Annotated in this window: 19 protein-coding genes; 17 read left to right on the forward strand and 2 right to left on the reverse strand. The window is 41.8% G+C overall.

Annotation, left to right across the window (positions count from 1 at the left end):
* Positions 1–80 precede the first annotated feature (80 nt).
* From hisG to DK188_RS06690, 8 genes are all read left to right on the forward strand, one after another.
* On the forward strand, positions 81–941 hold the full coding sequence (hisG, locus tag DK188_RS06655) for an ATP phosphoribosyltransferase (protein WP_111670028.1): 861 nt from the start codon (positions 81–83) through the stop codon (positions 939–941).
* 30 nt (positions 942–971) lie between these two features.
* Positions 972–2,267: a histidinol dehydrogenase gene (hisD, locus tag DK188_RS06660; protein ID WP_111670029.1), complete on the forward strand. Its 1,296-nt coding sequence runs from the start codon at positions 972–974 to the stop codon at positions 2,265–2,267.
* Positions 2,264–3,319, forward strand: coding sequence for a histidinol-phosphate transaminase (gene hisC, locus DK188_RS06665; protein ID WP_111670030.1), 1,056 nt, complete (start codon positions 2,264–2,266; stop codon positions 3,317–3,319). Before hisD ends, hisC begins: the two co-directional genes overlap by 4 nt.
* Before the next feature lie 93 nt (positions 3,320–3,412).
* Entirely contained in the window at positions 3,413–3,757 is a 345-nt protein-coding gene (locus tag DK188_RS06670) for a hypothetical protein (RefSeq protein ID WP_111670031.1), read from the forward strand.
* Between the two features lie 192 nt (positions 3,758–3,949).
* Positions 3,950–5,044, forward strand: coding sequence for a bifunctional histidinol-phosphatase/imidazoleglycerol-phosphate dehydratase HisB (hisB, locus tag DK188_RS06675; protein ID WP_111670032.1), 1,095 nt, complete (start codon positions 3,950–3,952; stop codon positions 5,042–5,044).
* 98 nt (positions 5,045–5,142) lie between these two features.
* Positions 5,143–5,502, forward strand: coding sequence for a cupin domain-containing protein (locus DK188_RS06680; RefSeq protein ID WP_111670033.1), 360 nt, complete (start codon positions 5,143–5,145; stop codon positions 5,500–5,502).
* 250 nt (positions 5,503–5,752) lie between these two features.
* Positions 5,753–6,553 carry a tetratricopeptide repeat protein gene (locus DK188_RS06685; protein WP_111670034.1) on the forward strand — a complete coding sequence of 267 codons (801 nt, stop codon included), beginning with the start codon at positions 5,753–5,755 and terminating at the stop codon, positions 6,551–6,553.
* Positions 6,554–6,837: 284 nt separating this feature from the next.
* Complete coding sequence (locus DK188_RS06690; RefSeq protein ID WP_111670035.1) at positions 6,838–7,638, forward strand: tetratricopeptide repeat protein; 801 nt, start codon at positions 6,838–6,840, stop codon at positions 7,636–7,638.
* Between the two features lie 10 nt (positions 7,639–7,648).
* Here DK188_RS06690 and DK188_RS06695 read toward each other — a convergent pair whose 3' ends face one another.
* Positions 7,649–8,533, reverse strand: coding sequence for an ATP-grasp domain-containing protein (locus DK188_RS06695; protein WP_111670036.1), 885 nt, complete (start codon positions 8,531–8,533; stop codon positions 7,649–7,651).
* A gap of 96 nt (positions 8,534–8,629) precedes the next feature.
* Between DK188_RS06695 and DK188_RS06700 the strand changes: the two genes are divergently transcribed.
* Positions 8,630–9,382 carry a polyprenol monophosphomannose synthase gene (locus DK188_RS06700; RefSeq protein ID WP_111670037.1) on the forward strand — a complete coding sequence of 251 codons (753 nt, stop codon included), beginning with the start codon at positions 8,630–8,632 and terminating at the stop codon, positions 9,380–9,382.
* Here the strand turns inward: DK188_RS06700 and DK188_RS06705 are convergent.
* Positions 9,360–10,577, reverse strand: coding sequence for an ABC transporter permease (locus tag DK188_RS06705; RefSeq protein WP_111670210.1), 1,218 nt, complete (start codon positions 10,575–10,577; stop codon positions 9,360–9,362). The two genes, DK188_RS06700 and DK188_RS06705, sit on opposite strands and share 23 nt — an antisense overlap.
* Before the next feature lie 193 nt (positions 10,578–10,770).
* On the opposite strand from DK188_RS06705, the gene DK188_RS06715 reads away from it, so the two are divergent.
* From DK188_RS06715 to DK188_RS06750, 8 genes are all read left to right on the forward strand, one after another.
* Positions 10,771–11,952 carry an exo-beta-N-acetylmuramidase NamZ family protein gene (locus DK188_RS06715; RefSeq protein ID WP_111670039.1) on the forward strand — a complete coding sequence of 394 codons (1,182 nt, stop codon included), beginning with the start codon at positions 10,771–10,773 and terminating at the stop codon, positions 11,950–11,952.
* 56 nt (positions 11,953–12,008) lie between these two features.
* Positions 12,009–12,893, forward strand: coding sequence for a protein adenylyltransferase Fic (gene fic, locus DK188_RS21680; protein WP_111670211.1), 885 nt, complete (start codon positions 12,009–12,011; stop codon positions 12,891–12,893).
* A gap of 74 nt (positions 12,894–12,967) precedes the next feature.
* Positions 12,968–13,657, forward strand: coding sequence for a hypothetical protein (locus DK188_RS06725; protein ID WP_157963182.1), 690 nt, complete (start codon positions 12,968–12,970; stop codon positions 13,655–13,657).
* Between the two features lie 91 nt (positions 13,658–13,748).
* The gene (locus DK188_RS06730; RefSeq protein ID WP_111670041.1) at positions 13,749–14,159 is read left to right on the forward strand and encodes a hypothetical protein; all 411 of its coding nucleotides are present in this window, start codon (positions 13,749–13,751) and stop codon (positions 14,157–14,159) included.
* A gap of 9 nt (positions 14,160–14,168) precedes the next feature.
* On the forward strand, positions 14,169–14,531 hold the full coding sequence (locus DK188_RS06735; protein ID WP_111670042.1) for a hypothetical protein: 363 nt from the start codon (positions 14,169–14,171) through the stop codon (positions 14,529–14,531).
* A 61-nt stretch (positions 14,532–14,592) separates the two neighbouring features.
* Positions 14,593–15,537 carry a methionyl-tRNA formyltransferase gene (gene fmt, locus DK188_RS06740; RefSeq protein WP_198672975.1) on the forward strand — a complete coding sequence of 315 codons (945 nt, stop codon included), beginning with the start codon at positions 14,593–14,595 and terminating at the stop codon, positions 15,535–15,537.
* Positions 15,538–15,616: 79 nt separating this feature from the next.
* Entirely contained in the window at positions 15,617–16,477 is an 861-nt protein-coding gene (locus DK188_RS06745; RefSeq protein ID WP_111670043.1) for a DUF4412 domain-containing protein, read from the forward strand.
* A 175-nt stretch (positions 16,478–16,652) separates the two neighbouring features.
* Positions 16,653–17,153: a dihydrofolate reductase gene (locus DK188_RS06750; RefSeq protein ID WP_111670044.1), complete on the forward strand. Its 501-nt coding sequence runs from the start codon at positions 16,653–16,655 to the stop codon at positions 17,151–17,153.
* Positions 17,154–17,155 lie beyond the last annotated feature (2 nt).

The following is a 17,155-nucleotide window of genomic DNA, read 5'->3' on the forward strand; positions in this document are numbered from 1 at the left end:
CCGGTGAGACTGATGACAGGGATTCGGCCATTCACCAAAATTTAATTTATTCCAAAACTTTACTAGCGTAACTTGTCCCCATGGAACAAATAATCCGCATTGCTGTCCAAAAAAGCGGCAGACTTTCCGATGACTCACTCAGCCTAATCAAAGAGTGTGGCATCAAATTTTATAACGGAACTGGCAAATTGAAGTCCACTTCCACCAATTTCCCTGTTGAATTTCTTTTCCTGAGAGATGATGACATTCCTGGCTATGTCGCTGATGGCGTGGCCGATCTGGGCATTGTCGGACAAAATGAAGTGGTCGAAAAAGACAAAGATGTCCTGACGCTGAAAACTCTGGGATTCTCCAAATGCCGTCTTTCATTGGCCATTCCAAAAGGTGAAGACTATTCGGGAGTTTCCTATTTTGAGGGCAAAAATATCGCCACTTCCTACCCAAAAATCTTGGGTGACTACTTAAAAGCAGAGGGAATCAACGCTGAAATCCACGAAATCAGCGGTTCGGTAGAGATTGCTCCGAGCATCGGATTGGCTGAAGGGATTTTTGACATCGTCAGCTCCGGCTCTACCCTGATGATGAATGGACTCAAAGAAGTCGAAGAAGTCTTCAAGTCAGAAGCGGTCCTGATTGGAAACAAGAATCTAGCAGATTGGAAAAAAGCGATCCTTGACAAACTGCTATTCCGGATCAATGCGGTTCAGAAAGGCAAAAGCAGCAAATACGTCTTACTTAATGCACCAAATGACTCCCTTGACAAAATCATCAGCCTGATTCCGGGAATGAGAAGCCCCACCATTTTACCTTTGGCACAGCCCGGTTGGTCTTCTGTCCATTCGGTCTTGAGTGAGGATCAGTTTTGGGAAAATATCGAAGAACTCCGAGCTGCAGGCGCAGAGGGAATCTTAGTCGTCCCGATCGAAAAAATGGTAATCTAAAGAGAATTTCAGCATTTCAATCCAAAACATATGCAACTCCTGGTCAATCCTTCACCCGAAAAGTGGAAAAAACAACTGGCCCGTCCTGTCCAGAAAACCAAGGAAATCAACAAAATCGTCAAGCCGATCTTGAAAAAAGTAGAGCGAAGTGGCGACAAAGCATTGAAAAAATTTGCACAGGAGTACGACCATGTCCATCTGGATAGTTTGCTTGTGTCAGAGGAAGAAATTCAAGGGGCTGCAGCACTGGTCAGCAAAGAACTAAAAGAAGCCATTCAAGTCGCCAAGGCAAACATTGAGCGTTTTCATGCCGCACAGATGCAGTCCGAACTCATCGAGGAAGTAATGCCAGGAGTGATATGCAGGAGAAAAAGTGTTCCGATCCAGCGGGTTGGATTATACATCCCCGGAGGAACGGCCCCGCTTTTCAGCACAGTGCTGATGCTGGGAGTTCCCGCAAAGCTGGCAGGATGCACTGAAATTGTGCTCTGTTCTCCTCCTAATCGGGAAGGAAAAATTCATCCAGCTATCCTGTATACTGCCTCGTTGATCGGCATCAATAAAATCGTCAAAGTAGGTGGTGCTCAGGCAATAGCCGCATTGGCCTTTGGCACTGATAGTGTACCTCAGGTGGACAAAATTTTTGGTCCGGGTAATCAATACGTGACCGCTGCCAAGCAATTGGCGACTAAATATGGCGTAGCGATCGACATGCCCGCAGGTCCTTCTGAAGTTTTGATATATGCAGATGAGACGGCCATTCCCGCTTTTGTCGCTTCGGATTTACTTTCCCAAGCCGAGCATGGCGTAGACTCTCAGGTGGTATTGGTGACTCCTTCAGAGAAATTTGCCAAAAAAGTCCTCAAAGAAATCAACGAACAACTGGAAAAGCTACCGAGAAAAGACATTGCTTTCAAAGCGCTGGCTAACTCGACCGCAGTGGTCATGGAAGATCCGGAAAAAGCCTTAGCTCTGATCAACGACTATGCACCAGAGCACTTGATTATTGCAGTGGAAAATGAAGAGGAAGCGGTAGCTGCGATTTACAATGCAGGATCCATTTTCATTGGTAATTTTACACCTGAATCCGCAGGTGATTACGCCTCAGGAACCAACCACACGCTTCCTACTTATGGTTATGCACGCAATTACAGCGGTGTATCTTTGGACAGTTTTGTCAAGAAAATCACATACCAAAAAATCACAGCTGAAGGACTAAGAAAACTCGGCCCTACTGTAGAAGTGATGGCGGCGAATGAACTGCTCGAAGCGCATAAAAATGCGGTAACAATTCGTCTCAACTACTTGAAAGAAAAGAAGAAATGAGCTTTAATCTAAACTTGCTTTTGCGACCACACATCGCAAAACTACAGCCCTACACTTCCGCCCGAGATGAATATACCGGCAAGATTGGGGTCTTTTTGGATGCAAATGAAAACCCATTTGGATCCATCACAGAGCAGGATTTCAATCGCTATCCTGATCCCTATCAAAGTGAGCTGAAAGTAGAAATTTCCAAAATCAAGCAAGTCCGCCCCACTCAGATTTTCTTGGGGAATGGCTCTGATGAGGCGATTGATTTGCTTTTCCGTGCTTTTTGCAATCCCGGCAAAGACAATGTCATTCTGCTCCCTCCAACCTACGGTATGTACGAGGTCAGCGCTGGAATCAATGATGTGGAAATCAGAAAAGTCTCCCTCACTGAGGACTTCCAACTACAACCGGATAATATTTTGGCTGCAGCGGACGCGAATTCCAAAATCCTCTTTATCTGTTCACCAAACAATCCCTCAGCCAATAAAGCCAATCGGGAAGACATTTGCTTTTTGTTGAAGAATTTCAAGGGATTGGTGGTCGTGGATGAAGCTTACATTGACTTTAGTGATGAGCCAAGTTTCACCACTGAACTGGTAAACTTTCCTAATCTACTTGTGATGCAAACCTTCTCCAAAGCTTGGGGATTGGCTTCTTTGCGACTTGGGATGGCATTTGCAAGCGAGGAAATTATACGGATTCTAAATCGTATCAAGCCGCCTTACAACATCTCAGGCTTGACGCAGGAGACTGTTTTGGCAGCAATCCAAAACAAGGAAAAAGTCGACCGGATGATTCACGAAATTCTGGAGGAACGCACTTTTCTTCAAAACGAACTCGCAACTCTTCCTTTTGTACAGAAGGTTCATCCTTCTCACGCTAATTTTCTTTTGGTCCAAATCCCAAATGCAAATCAGGTCTATGATGATCTGATCGCTGAGAAAGTCATCGTACGAAACAGGGCCAAAGTTCTCCTTTGCGCAGATTGCCTGAGGATTACTGTCGGAACGAGGAATGAAAATGAGGCGCTTTTGGGGGCTTTGAGAAAGGTTTGTTTGGATTGAAATATTGGATTTACTTCATTATTCGAAATTCAGTATTCGATATTGGTAATTTGAAAATCTATTATTTTAATTAAATAAGAGGTTACTTTAAGTATGAAGGATCATATTTCCCACCTTGTTGTTAATTATCTAAAAATAGAGGATAACATCATTCTTGTAGGTGCCACTGATAATTTAAGATGGAAATGGGATATCGAGGAAGAAATGTCTGGAGATGATTCCAAAACGATTGTCTATGTTACTCTTAATGACAACGGTAATCAATTATCTATTTCAGAAAAGGCTGGCTTTCATTCTTTACCAGGTGATCCAACAAGACCTCTTGCCATGTCACATTTATTTGAATTGTTTGAAATTGCATGGATAATCAAAAACGAAAACCTTAAATATATCGATGCAAGAGAAAGGTTTTTTGGTAAAGTAATTAGTAAGAATTAATCTGAGATTAAGTCAGGATAAAATCACCTTCCTTCTCTAAGAAGGAATATTTGATTATAGAAAAGCAGTTTTAACCCTTGAGGTTGCAACGTTACTTCAAGGAAGAATATTAATGATTCTCAATGTTCATTTCTCCGGAACTATCTACCCAAAAAAGTACCCCCATTAACCACCGAAAATCATAAATCGTAAATGAAAAAAGTACTCTTTATAGATCGGGACGGCACGATCATCAAAGAACCGCCAACAGACTTTCAGGTAGACAGCCTTGAAAAACTGGAATTCCTTCCAAAGGCCATTTCAAACCTCCGCAAAATCGCAGAGGAACTGGACTACGAACTCGTCATGGTGACCAATCAGGATGGTTTGGGGACGGATTCTTTTCCGGAAAAAGACTTTTGGCCAGCACAATACAAAATGCTCAAAACGCTGGAGCAGGAAAATGTTTTTTTCAAAGCGATTCATGTGGACAAAACATTCGAACATGAAAATGCACCCACCCGAAAGCCGAGAACAGGTTTGCTCACGCAATATTTCACTGAGGCATACGATCTAGCCAATTCCTATGTGATTGGTGATCGCAAGACAGATGTGGAACTGGCAAAAAATCTGGGTAGTAAAGCTATTTTCATCGGTGATGAAAATCCGGAAGCAGCACTTTCCACCAAAGACTGGGACGAGATTTACAATTTTCTCAAGATGCCTCCCCGATCGGCGGAAGTAGTCCGAAAAACCTCAGAGACGGACATTTACATCAAGTTAAATCTGGATGGAAGCGGGCAATGCAAAATTTCGACGGGCTTGCATTTTTTCGACCACATGCTGGAGCAATTGGGAAAGCATGGAAGCACTGATTTGGAAATCAAAGTAAATGGCGATTTACACATCGACGAGCATCACACGATAGAGGATACCGCTTTGGCTTTGGGTGAAGCCTATCTCAAGGCATTGGGTGACAAAAAAGGAATCTATCGCTATGGTTTCTTATTGGCAATGGATGATGCATTGGCACAGGTGGCGATTGATTTTGGAGGGCGTCCTTGGCTGGTTTGGGAAGGTGAATTCAAGCGCGAGAAAGTTGGGGATATGCCTACGGAGCTGTTTTACCACTTCTTTAAGTCCTTCTCTGATACTGCAAAGTGTAATCTGAACATCAAGATCGAAGGCGAAAATGAACATCACAAAATCGAAGCAACCTTCAAAGGTCTGGCTCGAGCAATCAAGATGGCAGTGATGCGGGACCCGAGAAACATCAATCAGTTGCCCAGCACCAAAGGAGTGCTTTAACAAGTCACCGGTAGGTAGTTGGAAGTTGACAGCAGGAAAATCAAAGTAAATTGTTAATCGTTTTAAAAATTTGAGATTAATTTCTCGGTAGAATCGAAATGGAAAAGGTAAACCTAGCTGCAAAATTCGCTCATTTCAAGGACCACTGGTCCCCAAAAATCATCGGCGAGCTCAATGGTCAGCATGTCAAATTGGTCAAACTTCAGGGTGAATTTGTCTGGCACAAACATGATGAGGAAGACGAGTTATTCCTAGTGTGCAAAGGAACGCTAAAAATGGAATTGCGAGATAAGACCATCTTGATTGAGGAAAACGAATTTTTGATCGTCCCAAAAGGCATCGAACACCGACCAGTGGCCGACGAGGAGGTCTGGGTGATGCTATTTGAACCTGCCACCACCCTGAATACCGGAGATGCAGAAAGCGGCTTTACCAAGCGAGAACTTGACAGGATTTAGAAAATGGTAAGTGTCTCTCGGTAAAAAACTGGTTTTCAAATTCAACACCCAGACAAAGAGAATTGGGAAATTTGAAATATTTGGATCGTCGGGGATTGGCTTTCGACTTCGGGACCTCGCTCTCAGGTGCTCAGGCTTACACCGATATATCGAATGTGAAAGCCTTTAGCTTTTCGCTAGAGTAAATTGAAATCTATCAAATATTCCTCCGTGCATTTTTTCATATCTATTTATTTTTGTTTATTTCGTTATGAAACGACTCATTCATATTCTTACGATATTTTCATCTTTATCCTTCCTTTTTTCTTGTGCCGTCGATCCGGCCGAAATAGAGGCGATGTACAATGCGGGTAAATTTGAGCAGACCATCTCCGAAATTGATAAAAGACTATTTTTTCATGTGACGGATGTCAAATTTCTGCACATGAGGGCAAGGTCCTATGAGGAATTGGAGCAGTTTGACAATGCAATTAAGGATTACGAAAGGATCATTTCGATTGATGAAAATTACGCCCAAGCCTTTGCCGGAATCGGAAAAATCCTTTTCGAACAAGAAAAATACGCTCAGGCAGAATTATATATCCTTAGGGCGTCAACTATAGACCCTGAAAATTTTGATATACTTTACCTAGCAGGTCGCTGCTTGCTGATGGTTGGAAAGTGGGATAAAGCAGAACGGTTTCTTACTTTGGCTGAGAAACTTGATCCTGATTTCGCTCAGATTCATTTCTATATGGGCATGGCAAGAGCAAATAGAGGGGAAGTCGAAGGTGCAGCGGTATCCTTTAACTCCTATGTAAACAAAGAGCCCGACAATCTTGTGGCTCGATACAATAGGGGTTTTGCGATGATGAGATTAGGGTATATCCCTTATGCCTTGGAGGATTTTGAGTTTATTTTAACCAAAAATCCTAATCATATCGAAGCGATGGCAAAGAAAGGAATTTGCTTGGCCAAGATGGGCAATCCTGAGGGATGCAAATTGATTCAGCAGGCAGCAAACCGAGGCAGTGACTACGCGCTGAGTCACTTGGATGAGTTATGTAAATGAATTTTTTTAGGAGTTTAAAGATATCAGTTGTTACCCCAAAGGGGTAAGTCCTTTGATTTTACAGTTTTTGCCCCAAACTACTTGGCGTCAGCAGGATCGCTCAATACTACGTCAGCTGCAAGGCTTCAGACGAACGTGACCCTGGCCACATAAAAATTAGATAATTATTCTGTTTAGTTTCGGCTGCTTTACTTCAAGCATCATTCTCGATGGGATAAAAGTTAAATCATTTAAAATTCCATTTGAGAATTTCTTGATTTCTAATTATTTGTTTTTCTTTAGTTATGAAGCGACTCGTTCATTTCTTCACCATATTTTCATCTTTATTTTTAATTTTTTCCTGTACTGCTGACCCTATACAGATAGAGGCACTATACGAGGCAGGGAAATATGAGGAAGCTATTTCTGCGGTGAACCGAAGGCTTTTTTTCCATGGTACCGACATCAAATCCCTGCATTTGCGAGCTCGGGCCTATGAGGAATTGGAACAGTACAATGAAGCGATGGAAGATTACGATCGGATTATTTCCATCGATCCCAACTACGCACAGGCGCATGCAGGGATCGGTAAGATTCTCTTCAAAAAAGAACACTTCCCCAGTGCAGAGCTGTATATCCTGAAGGCCTCCAGTCTTGACCCGAAAAATTTCGACTATTTATATCTGGCTGGACGATCCCAATTGATGCTCAAAAACTTCGAACGGGCAGAAATATTTTTCAAACAAGCAGAAAAGTTAAATCCGGACTATTCTCAGGTATATTTCTACACAGGCATGGCCCGAGCCAATCGAGGTGATGTAAACGGTGCAGCAGCCTCCTTCAATACCTACATTATGAAAGAGCCCGACAACCTGATTGCACGATACAACAGAGGTTTTGCAATGATGAAAATCGGCTACCTACCCTGGGCTTTAGAGGATTTTGATTTTATCCTGACCAAGAACCCAAATCACATTGAAGCATTGGCAAAAAAAGGGATCTGTATGGCTAAAATGGGCAATCCCGAAGGATGTAAACTGATCCAGGAAGCTGCCAACAAAGGCAGTGACTACGCAATCAGCCACCTAGAGAAGTTGTGCCGCTGAACTGGTAAATCTACTCGTTCAACAGCCGCTTCCTCAGCGCTTCTTGATAATTCGGTATTGCATCATCCGAAAGAGCCAGAAACAGATACGGCTCGATCAATTCCAACTCCATCAAATGAAAAACTCCGTTGATCTCGACCCCGTCGACTCTCCCGTAAAGTGTATTTGGAGCGTAAGTATTCATTACTTTTTGACAGGACTCAAGCATTTCCGGTGTAGGAGTGATGACCTGAATCGTCCCTCCAAAGTAATGTTGCACTCGAAAATCAGATTTTGCTGGGGTTTTGAGTACAGCATGCGAAAATCTCCCATTGAAAAACAAGAGCGAATACTCACCTACTTCAGCTACCTCGGGAATAAATGGCTGAACTAAGAAATCTTCCTCTTGAAGGAGATCTTTCAGTTTTTGAGAATAATTATCCCATTCTGACAGCTTAATTTTCAAGGTATTTTTAGCTCCGCCGCTGACCAGAGGCTTTATTACAATGGTATCAGACTGGATTTTTTCTCGGATCAAATCGAGCTCAGGTGCCGACTCAGCTTCCAAAATCAAGCCTGAGATCACCGGAAATCCTCTCTGCTCTATTTCCAGCAGATATTCTTTGGAAGAATTCCATTTGATCGTCTCCAAATCGTTCCAAACAGGAATTTTTAGGGCTTTCATTCGTTCGATCCAATCCAGAAACTCAGGATAGTAATCGAAATAATCCCAGACTGATTTAATCAACAGGCAGGTAAACTTCTCCCATTCCACATCCGGATCGGACCAAATCACGATTTCATGTGAGATTCCTAACTCACCCAAAACTTCTGACAGAATTCTATCTTCATCTACCGTGTCGGTATCATAGGCCCCGATAGAAAAATAACTGACAATGGCTATTTGGTGGGTCATACGCTTTTTATTTCAAAACTAGCTTTTAAGCAACTTTCACGCTGACCATTCTTCAAAAATCCATGCGAAATCTTACTTTTGACCTTTGATAGCACTATGAACCACCGAAAACTCGTCATCATCCCCACCTTCAATGAACTGGAGAACATCAAAGAAATGGTTCTGACAGTCATGGGATTGGAGGGAGATTTTGAATTGCTGATCATCGATGATGGTTCACCGGACGGTACTGCAGAAGTAGTCAAATCGCTACAAACCTCCTATCCTGACCGTCTCCACCTCGTAGAGCGACAAGGCAAACTTGGCTTGGGAACTGCCTACATCAGAGGGTTCAAATGGGCCTTGGAGCGATCCTATGACTTCATTTTTGAAATGGATTGTGATTTTTCACATGATCCCAAAGATCTGATTCGTCTGTATGAAGCAGTAAAAGACAGAAGCCATGACCTTGCAATAGGATCCCGATACATCACCGGTGTAAACGTGGTCAACTGGCCAATGGGGCGTGTTCTAATGTCATATTTTGCAAGTGTATATGTCAAGTTCATTACGGGACTTCCCATTAAAGATGCCACAGCAGGATTCAAGTGCTATCATCGAAGCGTACTTGAGGGAATTAAACTGGACGAAGTACGATTTATTGGCTATGCGTTCCAGATTGAAATGAAATTCACGACCTGGAAGCTCGGGTTCAAAATCACCGAAGTACCGATCATCTTCACAGACCGTACCAAAGGCACTTCAAAAATGAGTCGAGGAATCTTTAAAGAAGCTGTACTGGGAGTAATTTGGATGAAAATCAAAAGTATTTTATCGCCCTACAAGCTCAATCAAACCGAATCGATTTGATTGGATCTACCTTAGAGATCACCAATACCGGAATCCAAAGCACCAAAGCTGTCAACAACGCAATTCCTGCATTGAGCCAGATAAATACTGGCCAATTCCAGTCAATCGGCACATAGCTCATGTAATAACTGGCTGCATCCAGAGGTACAAGTCTAAACTGGTCTTGCAAAAAACCGATTCCCAGTCCGATCAAATTGCCAATCAATAGACCTCTACCCAAGATTTTCATTCCATTCCAAAAGAAAATACGACGCACATGCATATTTCTCGCTCCCAGTGCCTTGAGCAAACCAATCATTTGGGTTCGTTCCATAATTAGGATAAAAAGTATCGCTCCCATGTTGAAAATCGCTACAAAACCAATCAGAGAAATAAACACGACCACATTGGTATCCAATAACCTCAACCAATCAAATATTTCCAAGAAACGATCCTGACTATCAATCAACTTCAGATCGAGGTCCATTTCCTCTTCAATTAAAGGAAAGTATTCGTCCGTCTTTTTCGGATTATCAACAAAAACCTCCAGTCCTCCAACCTGCTCAGCCGTCCAGCCATTCAGATTTCGGATAGTCTGCAGTTCGCCGATCACGATTTTCTCATCAAAGTTTTCGAGATACGTCTCAAAAATCCCCACAACTTCTACTCTTCTGAATCGGGGAGGATCCTGGACAAAATACAAGGTGACTTTATCCCCAACATTTAGAAGCAATTTATTTGCGATGAACTTACTTAGTAAAATTTCATTACTCGTGCCTGAGTCAGGCAAATGAAGCATCCTGCCATCTGTGAGATAATTTGCAAAAGCCAGTGTGTCAAAATCTCTTCCGACACCTTTCATCAAGATCCCTTCCACCTCTTCTTCCCCTTTGAGCAAGGCAGCTTTGTGTGCAATAGATTGGATTCGGGTGATGAATGGCAGGTTTTTTGAGTTTTGAACAAACTCAGAGTTAAGTGAAAATGGCGCTTCCTCAAAGGCATTGCTCATCTGAAAGCGCTGTACCTGAAAGTGCCCAGTAAACCCGAATACACGTTCTGAAACCGTATTTTGAAAACCTCCCAACACCATGATGGCCAGGATAGAAACGCCAAGCCCCAAGGCCAGACTTCCCACGGCAATTCGGTGAATAGTTCCCGAAAAACCTCCGGCCTGTCTGAAACTGATTCTTTTGGCGATGAAATAGGAAAGGTTCAAAAAGGAGCTTTTTTGGTTCAAAACTTGGTAAATGATTTCGAAATACTAAGCGGATTTTCTTGGATTGGCCGCCGACGGTGGACGGTCAACTGTCGACGGTGGACGATTATCCGCCGTACTTCAATCATTCCTGAATCTGCTAGCAAAGGACCGGATAATCCTTTTAATTTGTTCAAAATCCCCGCAAAATAGCATGAAGCAAACGAAAAATTCATTCCTGATCTACTTTTTGGCTTTTTCTCTCAGCCTTTTCCATGTCTTATCGGTATCAGCCCAAGGGCCGATTCTCACAGGCGCAGAACAATCCGATCTTTATATGCCACTGCTCCAGGGTAAAAGAGTTGGCTTTGTAGGAAATCAAACCAGCATCATGCCTCAATCTGCCAACAAGCATGTGGTGGATTTTCTATTGGAAAAAGGAGTTCAAGTCAAAAAAGTATTTGTACCTGAGCACGGATTCCGTGGTACAGCAGATGCCGGGGAGAAAGTGGACAATAGCATCGACCAAAAAACCGGATTGCCGATCGTTTCGCTTTATGGAAACAACAAGAAACCTTCAGCCGCTCAGATCACAGATTTGGATGTGGTGATTTTTGACCTTCAGGATGTGGGAACACGCTTTTTCACCTACATCAGCACGATGCATTATGTCATGGAAGCCTGTGCCGAGCAGGGAAAAAAGATCATCATATTCGATCGACCAAACCCAAATGGAGGCTACATCGATGGTCCGATGCTCAAACCCGGATTTGAATCCTTTGTAGGCATGCACAATATTCCGATTGTACATGGTTTATCCGTAGGGGAACTAGCCAAGATGATCAATGGAGAAAAATGGCTGAAAGGTGGAATTACTGCAGACCTTGAAGTGATTCCAGTTGCCAACTGGAATCGCAAAATGGCCTACAGTCTACCTGTAAAACCTTCCCCAAATCTTCCGACGGATCTAGCCATTAAGCTCTACCCGAGCACCTGCCTTTTCGAAGGAACAGTGGTTTCATTGGGTCGAGGCACCTATTTTCCTTTTCAGGTGTATGGCTATCCGGATCCCAAATTTGGTGAATTCCAGTTCACTCCGGTTAGTATTGACGGGATGTCCAAAACGCCTCCGCTACAGGACAAGCTTTGCTATGGCCGTGATTTGCGTGGTGAATCGCTGGATCATCAGTTTACCTTGGCGTACCTCCTCGATGCTTACACTAAATCAGGCATGAAAGAGAAGTTTTTCAACAATTACTTCAATACCCTAGTCGGAACAGACGAATTGAAAAAGCAGATTCTGGCAGGAAAAACTGAGGCGGAAATTCGGGAAAGCTGGAAAGCAGGACTTGAGGAGTATAAAGCGAAGAGGGATAAATATTTGATTTATAATTAATTTGAGATTTGAAATTTGAGATTAGTCTCTCCAAATACAAATCCCAGATTCTTCCAATGAAAGATCCCCAAAAAATATCCATTCGATTTTTTGACGACCGGGAAGTTCGTGCGCTTTGGGATGAGACGAATTCCAAATGGTGGTTTTCGGTGTTGGATATCATTGCAGTGCTTACCAATCAAGATGACTATAGCAAAACGCGCAACTATTGGAAATACCTGAAATCCAAACTCAAGAAAGAAGGAAGTCAGTTGGTTAGTACCACTACCCAACTGAAATTAACCGCTGCAGATGGAAAAAAATACAGGTCGGATATGCTTGACTACGAAGGCATTATTGCTTTGGGAAAAACTTTTCCCGGCACAAAAGCCAACCGATTTATCGAATGGTTCACATATAGCGACGAAACCATAGATGGAAAGAGCAAAACAAAAGCTTATGCACTTTTCGGCAGTTCTCTTATCGATGGCATCGAAGTCGGCACCACCAAAGGCTTGCAGCAAATCCATTCCTATTTGTTTGGAGGACTATATGACTTTGCTGGACAGATCAGACAGAAAAATATTTCTAAGGGAGGATTCCAGTTTGCAATGGTTCAGTTTCTTGAGGCTGCACTAATTGAAATAGACCAAATGCCGGAAAATACTTTGGAAGAAATCATCGACAAATACGTTGAAATGAACGTTGCTCATCCTTTTATGGAAGGTAATGGTAGAAGTGCTCGTATTTGGCTGGACTTGATTTTGAAAAAACGACTAAAAAAATGTGTGGATTGGAGTAAAATCGGCAAAACAGCATATATGAACGCTATGGTGAAAAGTCCCGTTGATTCCAGCCAATTAAAAAAGTTACTGGAAAACGCCCTAACCGATCAGATTGACAGCAGAGAGATGTATATGAAAGGAATTGATTACTCATACTACTATGAGGAAATTGATTAAGTATCTTCCAGAGGCAATAAAAACCCCGTGAATCGTTGAATCCGTTCGATAAGGATCTTGAAAATCAAAAAAATATGATAAGAATTTTCCTTTGGCTAATCTTTTTAGGCAGTTGCAGGGGCAAAAACTCTGATTTTTCTGCGAAATTGTTTCCCTTAAAAGGAGAAAATACTTTTTTGACAAATCTTGATTCAGTAAAAACAGTTGGCGATTTAACTGAGCTATATTGTCAAGTGCTGAATGAAAAGGAAAAGGGTTGTCTAACCTTGCCTTATAATTTTAAGAAAAGAAAATTTGATCCTCAAGCTAATACGGGAATCCAAGTTTTTGGCCACCCAATGTATTGCACTGCTATTGCAGGGTGGCGGAGAACTCTTTATTTCAGTATGCAAGACGGGAGGTGGATGTATGAGTCCAGATCATGGTCCAAGTCAGAATATTTGAAAAGTGACTTGGACAGTCTAATTAAACTAAACATTCTTAATTATGCGCATGACCCAGCCTTATCCGACAATCCTCATGAAGCAATTTTTGAAATTGCATTATATCCTGAAAAAGAACTGATAGTGTTAGAAGATTTTATTGGGAAATTAGCAGCAGGATATCAAAAATTTCTGACAGAACAAATATCCGAATCATTACCGCTAGATTCATTACAAGAAAAATATCCCCTCCTTATCATGATAAGTGAAATTCACGATTTTCCACCAGTTCCACCTAATTCAATATTACCAACAGATTCATTATTTGAGATCGATTTTTAATGTCGACCTCGCTTTGCAAAAAGATTTAATTTCAATAAGCCTAAGTATTTAATTGGATAAGAAGTTGTAATCCCATTTAATAAATTCTATAGTGAAACACATTTTTATAGCATTTTTATCTATCATATTTTTATCTACAGCTTTAGGCCAAGAAATAGAAAAAATTACTTTTTCATCGAAAGGCTTTGAGGAACCTCCCACAAAACAACGTAAACCTGAGTTGAAAGTTGAATACATTAAAGCGGAATTAGGCAATTACATTGCAAAACATTACTTCATAGACAAGAAGAGAAAAAAACTTAAAGATCCAATTTCAATCGAAAAAGAAAGAATATCTCAATTTGAAGAATGGAAGATTCAAAAAAACAATGAGTTTAAATCGTCAGATTTAGGAATTGATCAGAACTTAATCAGAAATAAAGCAGAAGAAAAGGACGTCAAATTGAATTTTCCAATTCCAGACAAAGTCCTTATTCGAATTGACTCATTTAATTTTTGCTAGAATTGGAAAATGATTAAATCCTTTTCAACAGGAGGATACAAACTCAGCGTTAAAATAACTTATCAAACAGGTACGAGTAATTATTTTGAATTTGGGTCGAATGATCTCGGTATGGGGCGACTTGATTTGAAAGGATTCATTTACTCCTATCAATTATTAACTGAAAGGATACCTGATCAAGTTTATCAATATGGCTTTTTCACAAAAGATAGCTTCGAAGACATAATTTTATACTATGTGAAAACTATTGAATGTGAAGGGTTTTATTATAATGAATTTACAGATAGAAATCCTAAAAGAACTCCTGCAGAAAATAGAATGAGGAAAGGGTGGGATTTCTTAGAATACATGAAAATGAGAGCTAAAGAATAGCAACTTCTGAGAATTCCTATTCTCAAATCCCAAATTTTAAATATTGAATAAAGAACATCGAATGTCGAATAACGAAGTAGCACCGGGTAAATCCCTGAGATTAGTGTACATGGGCACGCCGGAATTTGCGGTACCAGCCCTGGAAAAACTGGTAGTAGCTGGTTGGAATGTGGTAGCGGTCATCACCGCTCCCGACAAACCACAAGGCCGTGGACAAAAGCTTGTGGGTTCTCCCGTGAAAGAAGCCGCTGAGAGACTGGGGCTCCATATCCTGCAACCTACTAACCTCAAAAACCCAGAATTCCAACAAGAGCTAAGAGATCTGAATGCCGATCTTCAAATCGTAGTGGCATTCCGGATGTTGCCAGAAGCAGTTTGGAATATGCCTCCATTAGGTACTTTTAACCTCCACGCTTCCCTCCTCCCCGATTACCGCGGTGCTGCTCCGATCAATTGGGCCATCATCAACGGAGAAAAAGAAACGGGGGTGACGACCTTTTTTCTCAAGCATGAAATCGATACAGGAAGTATTATTTTCCAAGAAAAAGTTGCGATTCTACCCACTGATGACTTGGGTCTCGTCTATGAGAAACTGATGACCATCGGAGCGGATTTGGTAGTCAAAACTGTAGAAGCGATCTCAAAAGATGAAGTAAATCCAAGTGTGCAGGACGAGTCCAAAGCACTTCACCACGCGCCGAAGATCTTCAAAGAAACCTGCAAAATCGATTGGTCCCAATCCGCCGAGAATATCCATAATCTAGTTCGCGGACTTTCCCCCTATCCTGCGGCTTGGACGGAGTTTCAGGATAAAACCTGCAAGATTTTCAAAACCACTTTTGAAGAAAAAAACATGCTTGGAAAACAGTCTGGAGAATGGGAATCAGACAGCAAAACCTATCTGAAATTTCAAACAGGCAAAGGTACGCTCCAAGTACTCGAACTTCAATTGGAGGGGAAAAAGCGGATGAAAATCGAGGAATTGCTTCGGGGACTTAAAATCTGAGTCACCACTTTTTTCATAATTTTTCTGTGATTCTCACTCAATTTTAGGAACTTAGACTCAGTTTTTAACTCCTCTAACTATGAAAAAAGTAATTTTAAGCACGCTAATTTTGGGAGGCTTACTGCTTGCAATACCTGCCCAAGCTCAACTTCTGAAGAAAATTCAAAACGCCGCCGCAAACGCTGCGACAAATGCAGCCACCAACAAAGCCAATGAAAAGGCAGAAAAAGCCGGAAATAATGCGCTTGAGGGAATGATGGGCGGAATGATGGAGCCTGCAACTACCGAATCGGAATATTCCTTTACCGGATTTATGGTGATGGAAGTGACCAGCACAGATAAAAAAGGAAAATCGGAAGAGCCCGTCAGAATTAACTATTTACTTTCTCAGGAACCCGAATTCATGGGCATGAATTTCCAAGATCCCAAAAAGCCTGAAAACACCACCACTACGATCATGGACACCAAAAATGAAGCCATGGTAATGTTGATGTCAAGTGACGGTCAGAAGTCCAGCTTTGCCATCAAAATGGATTATGAAAAAGTTCAAGAACTCGTAGACGAAGAGGCTGAAGAGCAGTTGGAAAATCCAGAATACAAATTGACCAAAACCGGTAACACTAAAACGATTCTAGGTTACGATTGCGAAGAATGGCTAGTCGTATCAGAAGATGGCGAAGGCAGGTATTGGATCACGGAGAAGCCAATCGATGGCTTGTCGATCTTTTCTCCTCAGAGCAATCCCATGGTTTCAAATAAAACAATGGAAAGGTACACCTCCATGTTTTCTAATGCTCCAAAAGGAAGCTTCATGGAAATGATTTTTACCGATACCGATGGCACAGTCACGGACATGAAAGTGATCGAAATCGACACCAATAGCCCGAAAAAATACAGCATGACAGAATACCCCAACATGCTTTCAGGAGGCGGTAACTAATTTCAAAAAAGGGCAGTTTTTCTGCCCTTTTTCATTTTTTGCAAGGCAAAGACTGGTAACTTCAAGGCAAACTTTAGAATCCAGTACGAATCGGGCCCGACGAAATACGTCGATTTAGATAGCAAACAGTGCTTTTGCGCGATTCCGACTGGCCGAATAAACCAAGAATGACCAGATGCAAATTACCCTAATCGTCGCCAAGGCGAAAAACAATGTCATCGGCAAAGACAACCAACTGATCTGGAAACTACCCTCCGATCTCAAGCGATTCAAAAATCTCACTTCAGGACATCACCTTTTGATGGGAAGAAAGACCTATGATTCACTTGGGAAGCCACTACCCAATCGGACTCATCTGATAATTACAAGAAACCCTGACTTTGAAGTTCCTGAAGGACATTATGCATTTTCTTCTGTAGAAGAAGCATATATTTTTTGTAACAAAACTGATGTGGAACGACTTTTCATCATCGGAGGCGGACAAATCTATCAGGAGACGATTAATTCATGCGATGTTTTAGAGGTCACCGAAGTGGAAGCATCACCTGATGGAGACACCTTTTTCCCAGAGATTGATTTCAATATCTGGATGGAAACCAACCGCGCCAGTTTTCCCGCCGATGAAAAAAATGAATATCCTTTCGCCTTTGTGACTTACCAGAAAATCAAAAGCTGACC

The organism is Algoriphagus litoralis (assembly GCF_003259255.1).
Taxonomy (GTDB): Bacteria; Bacteroidota; Bacteroidia; order Cytophagales; family Cyclobacteriaceae; genus Algoriphagus; species Algoriphagus litoralis.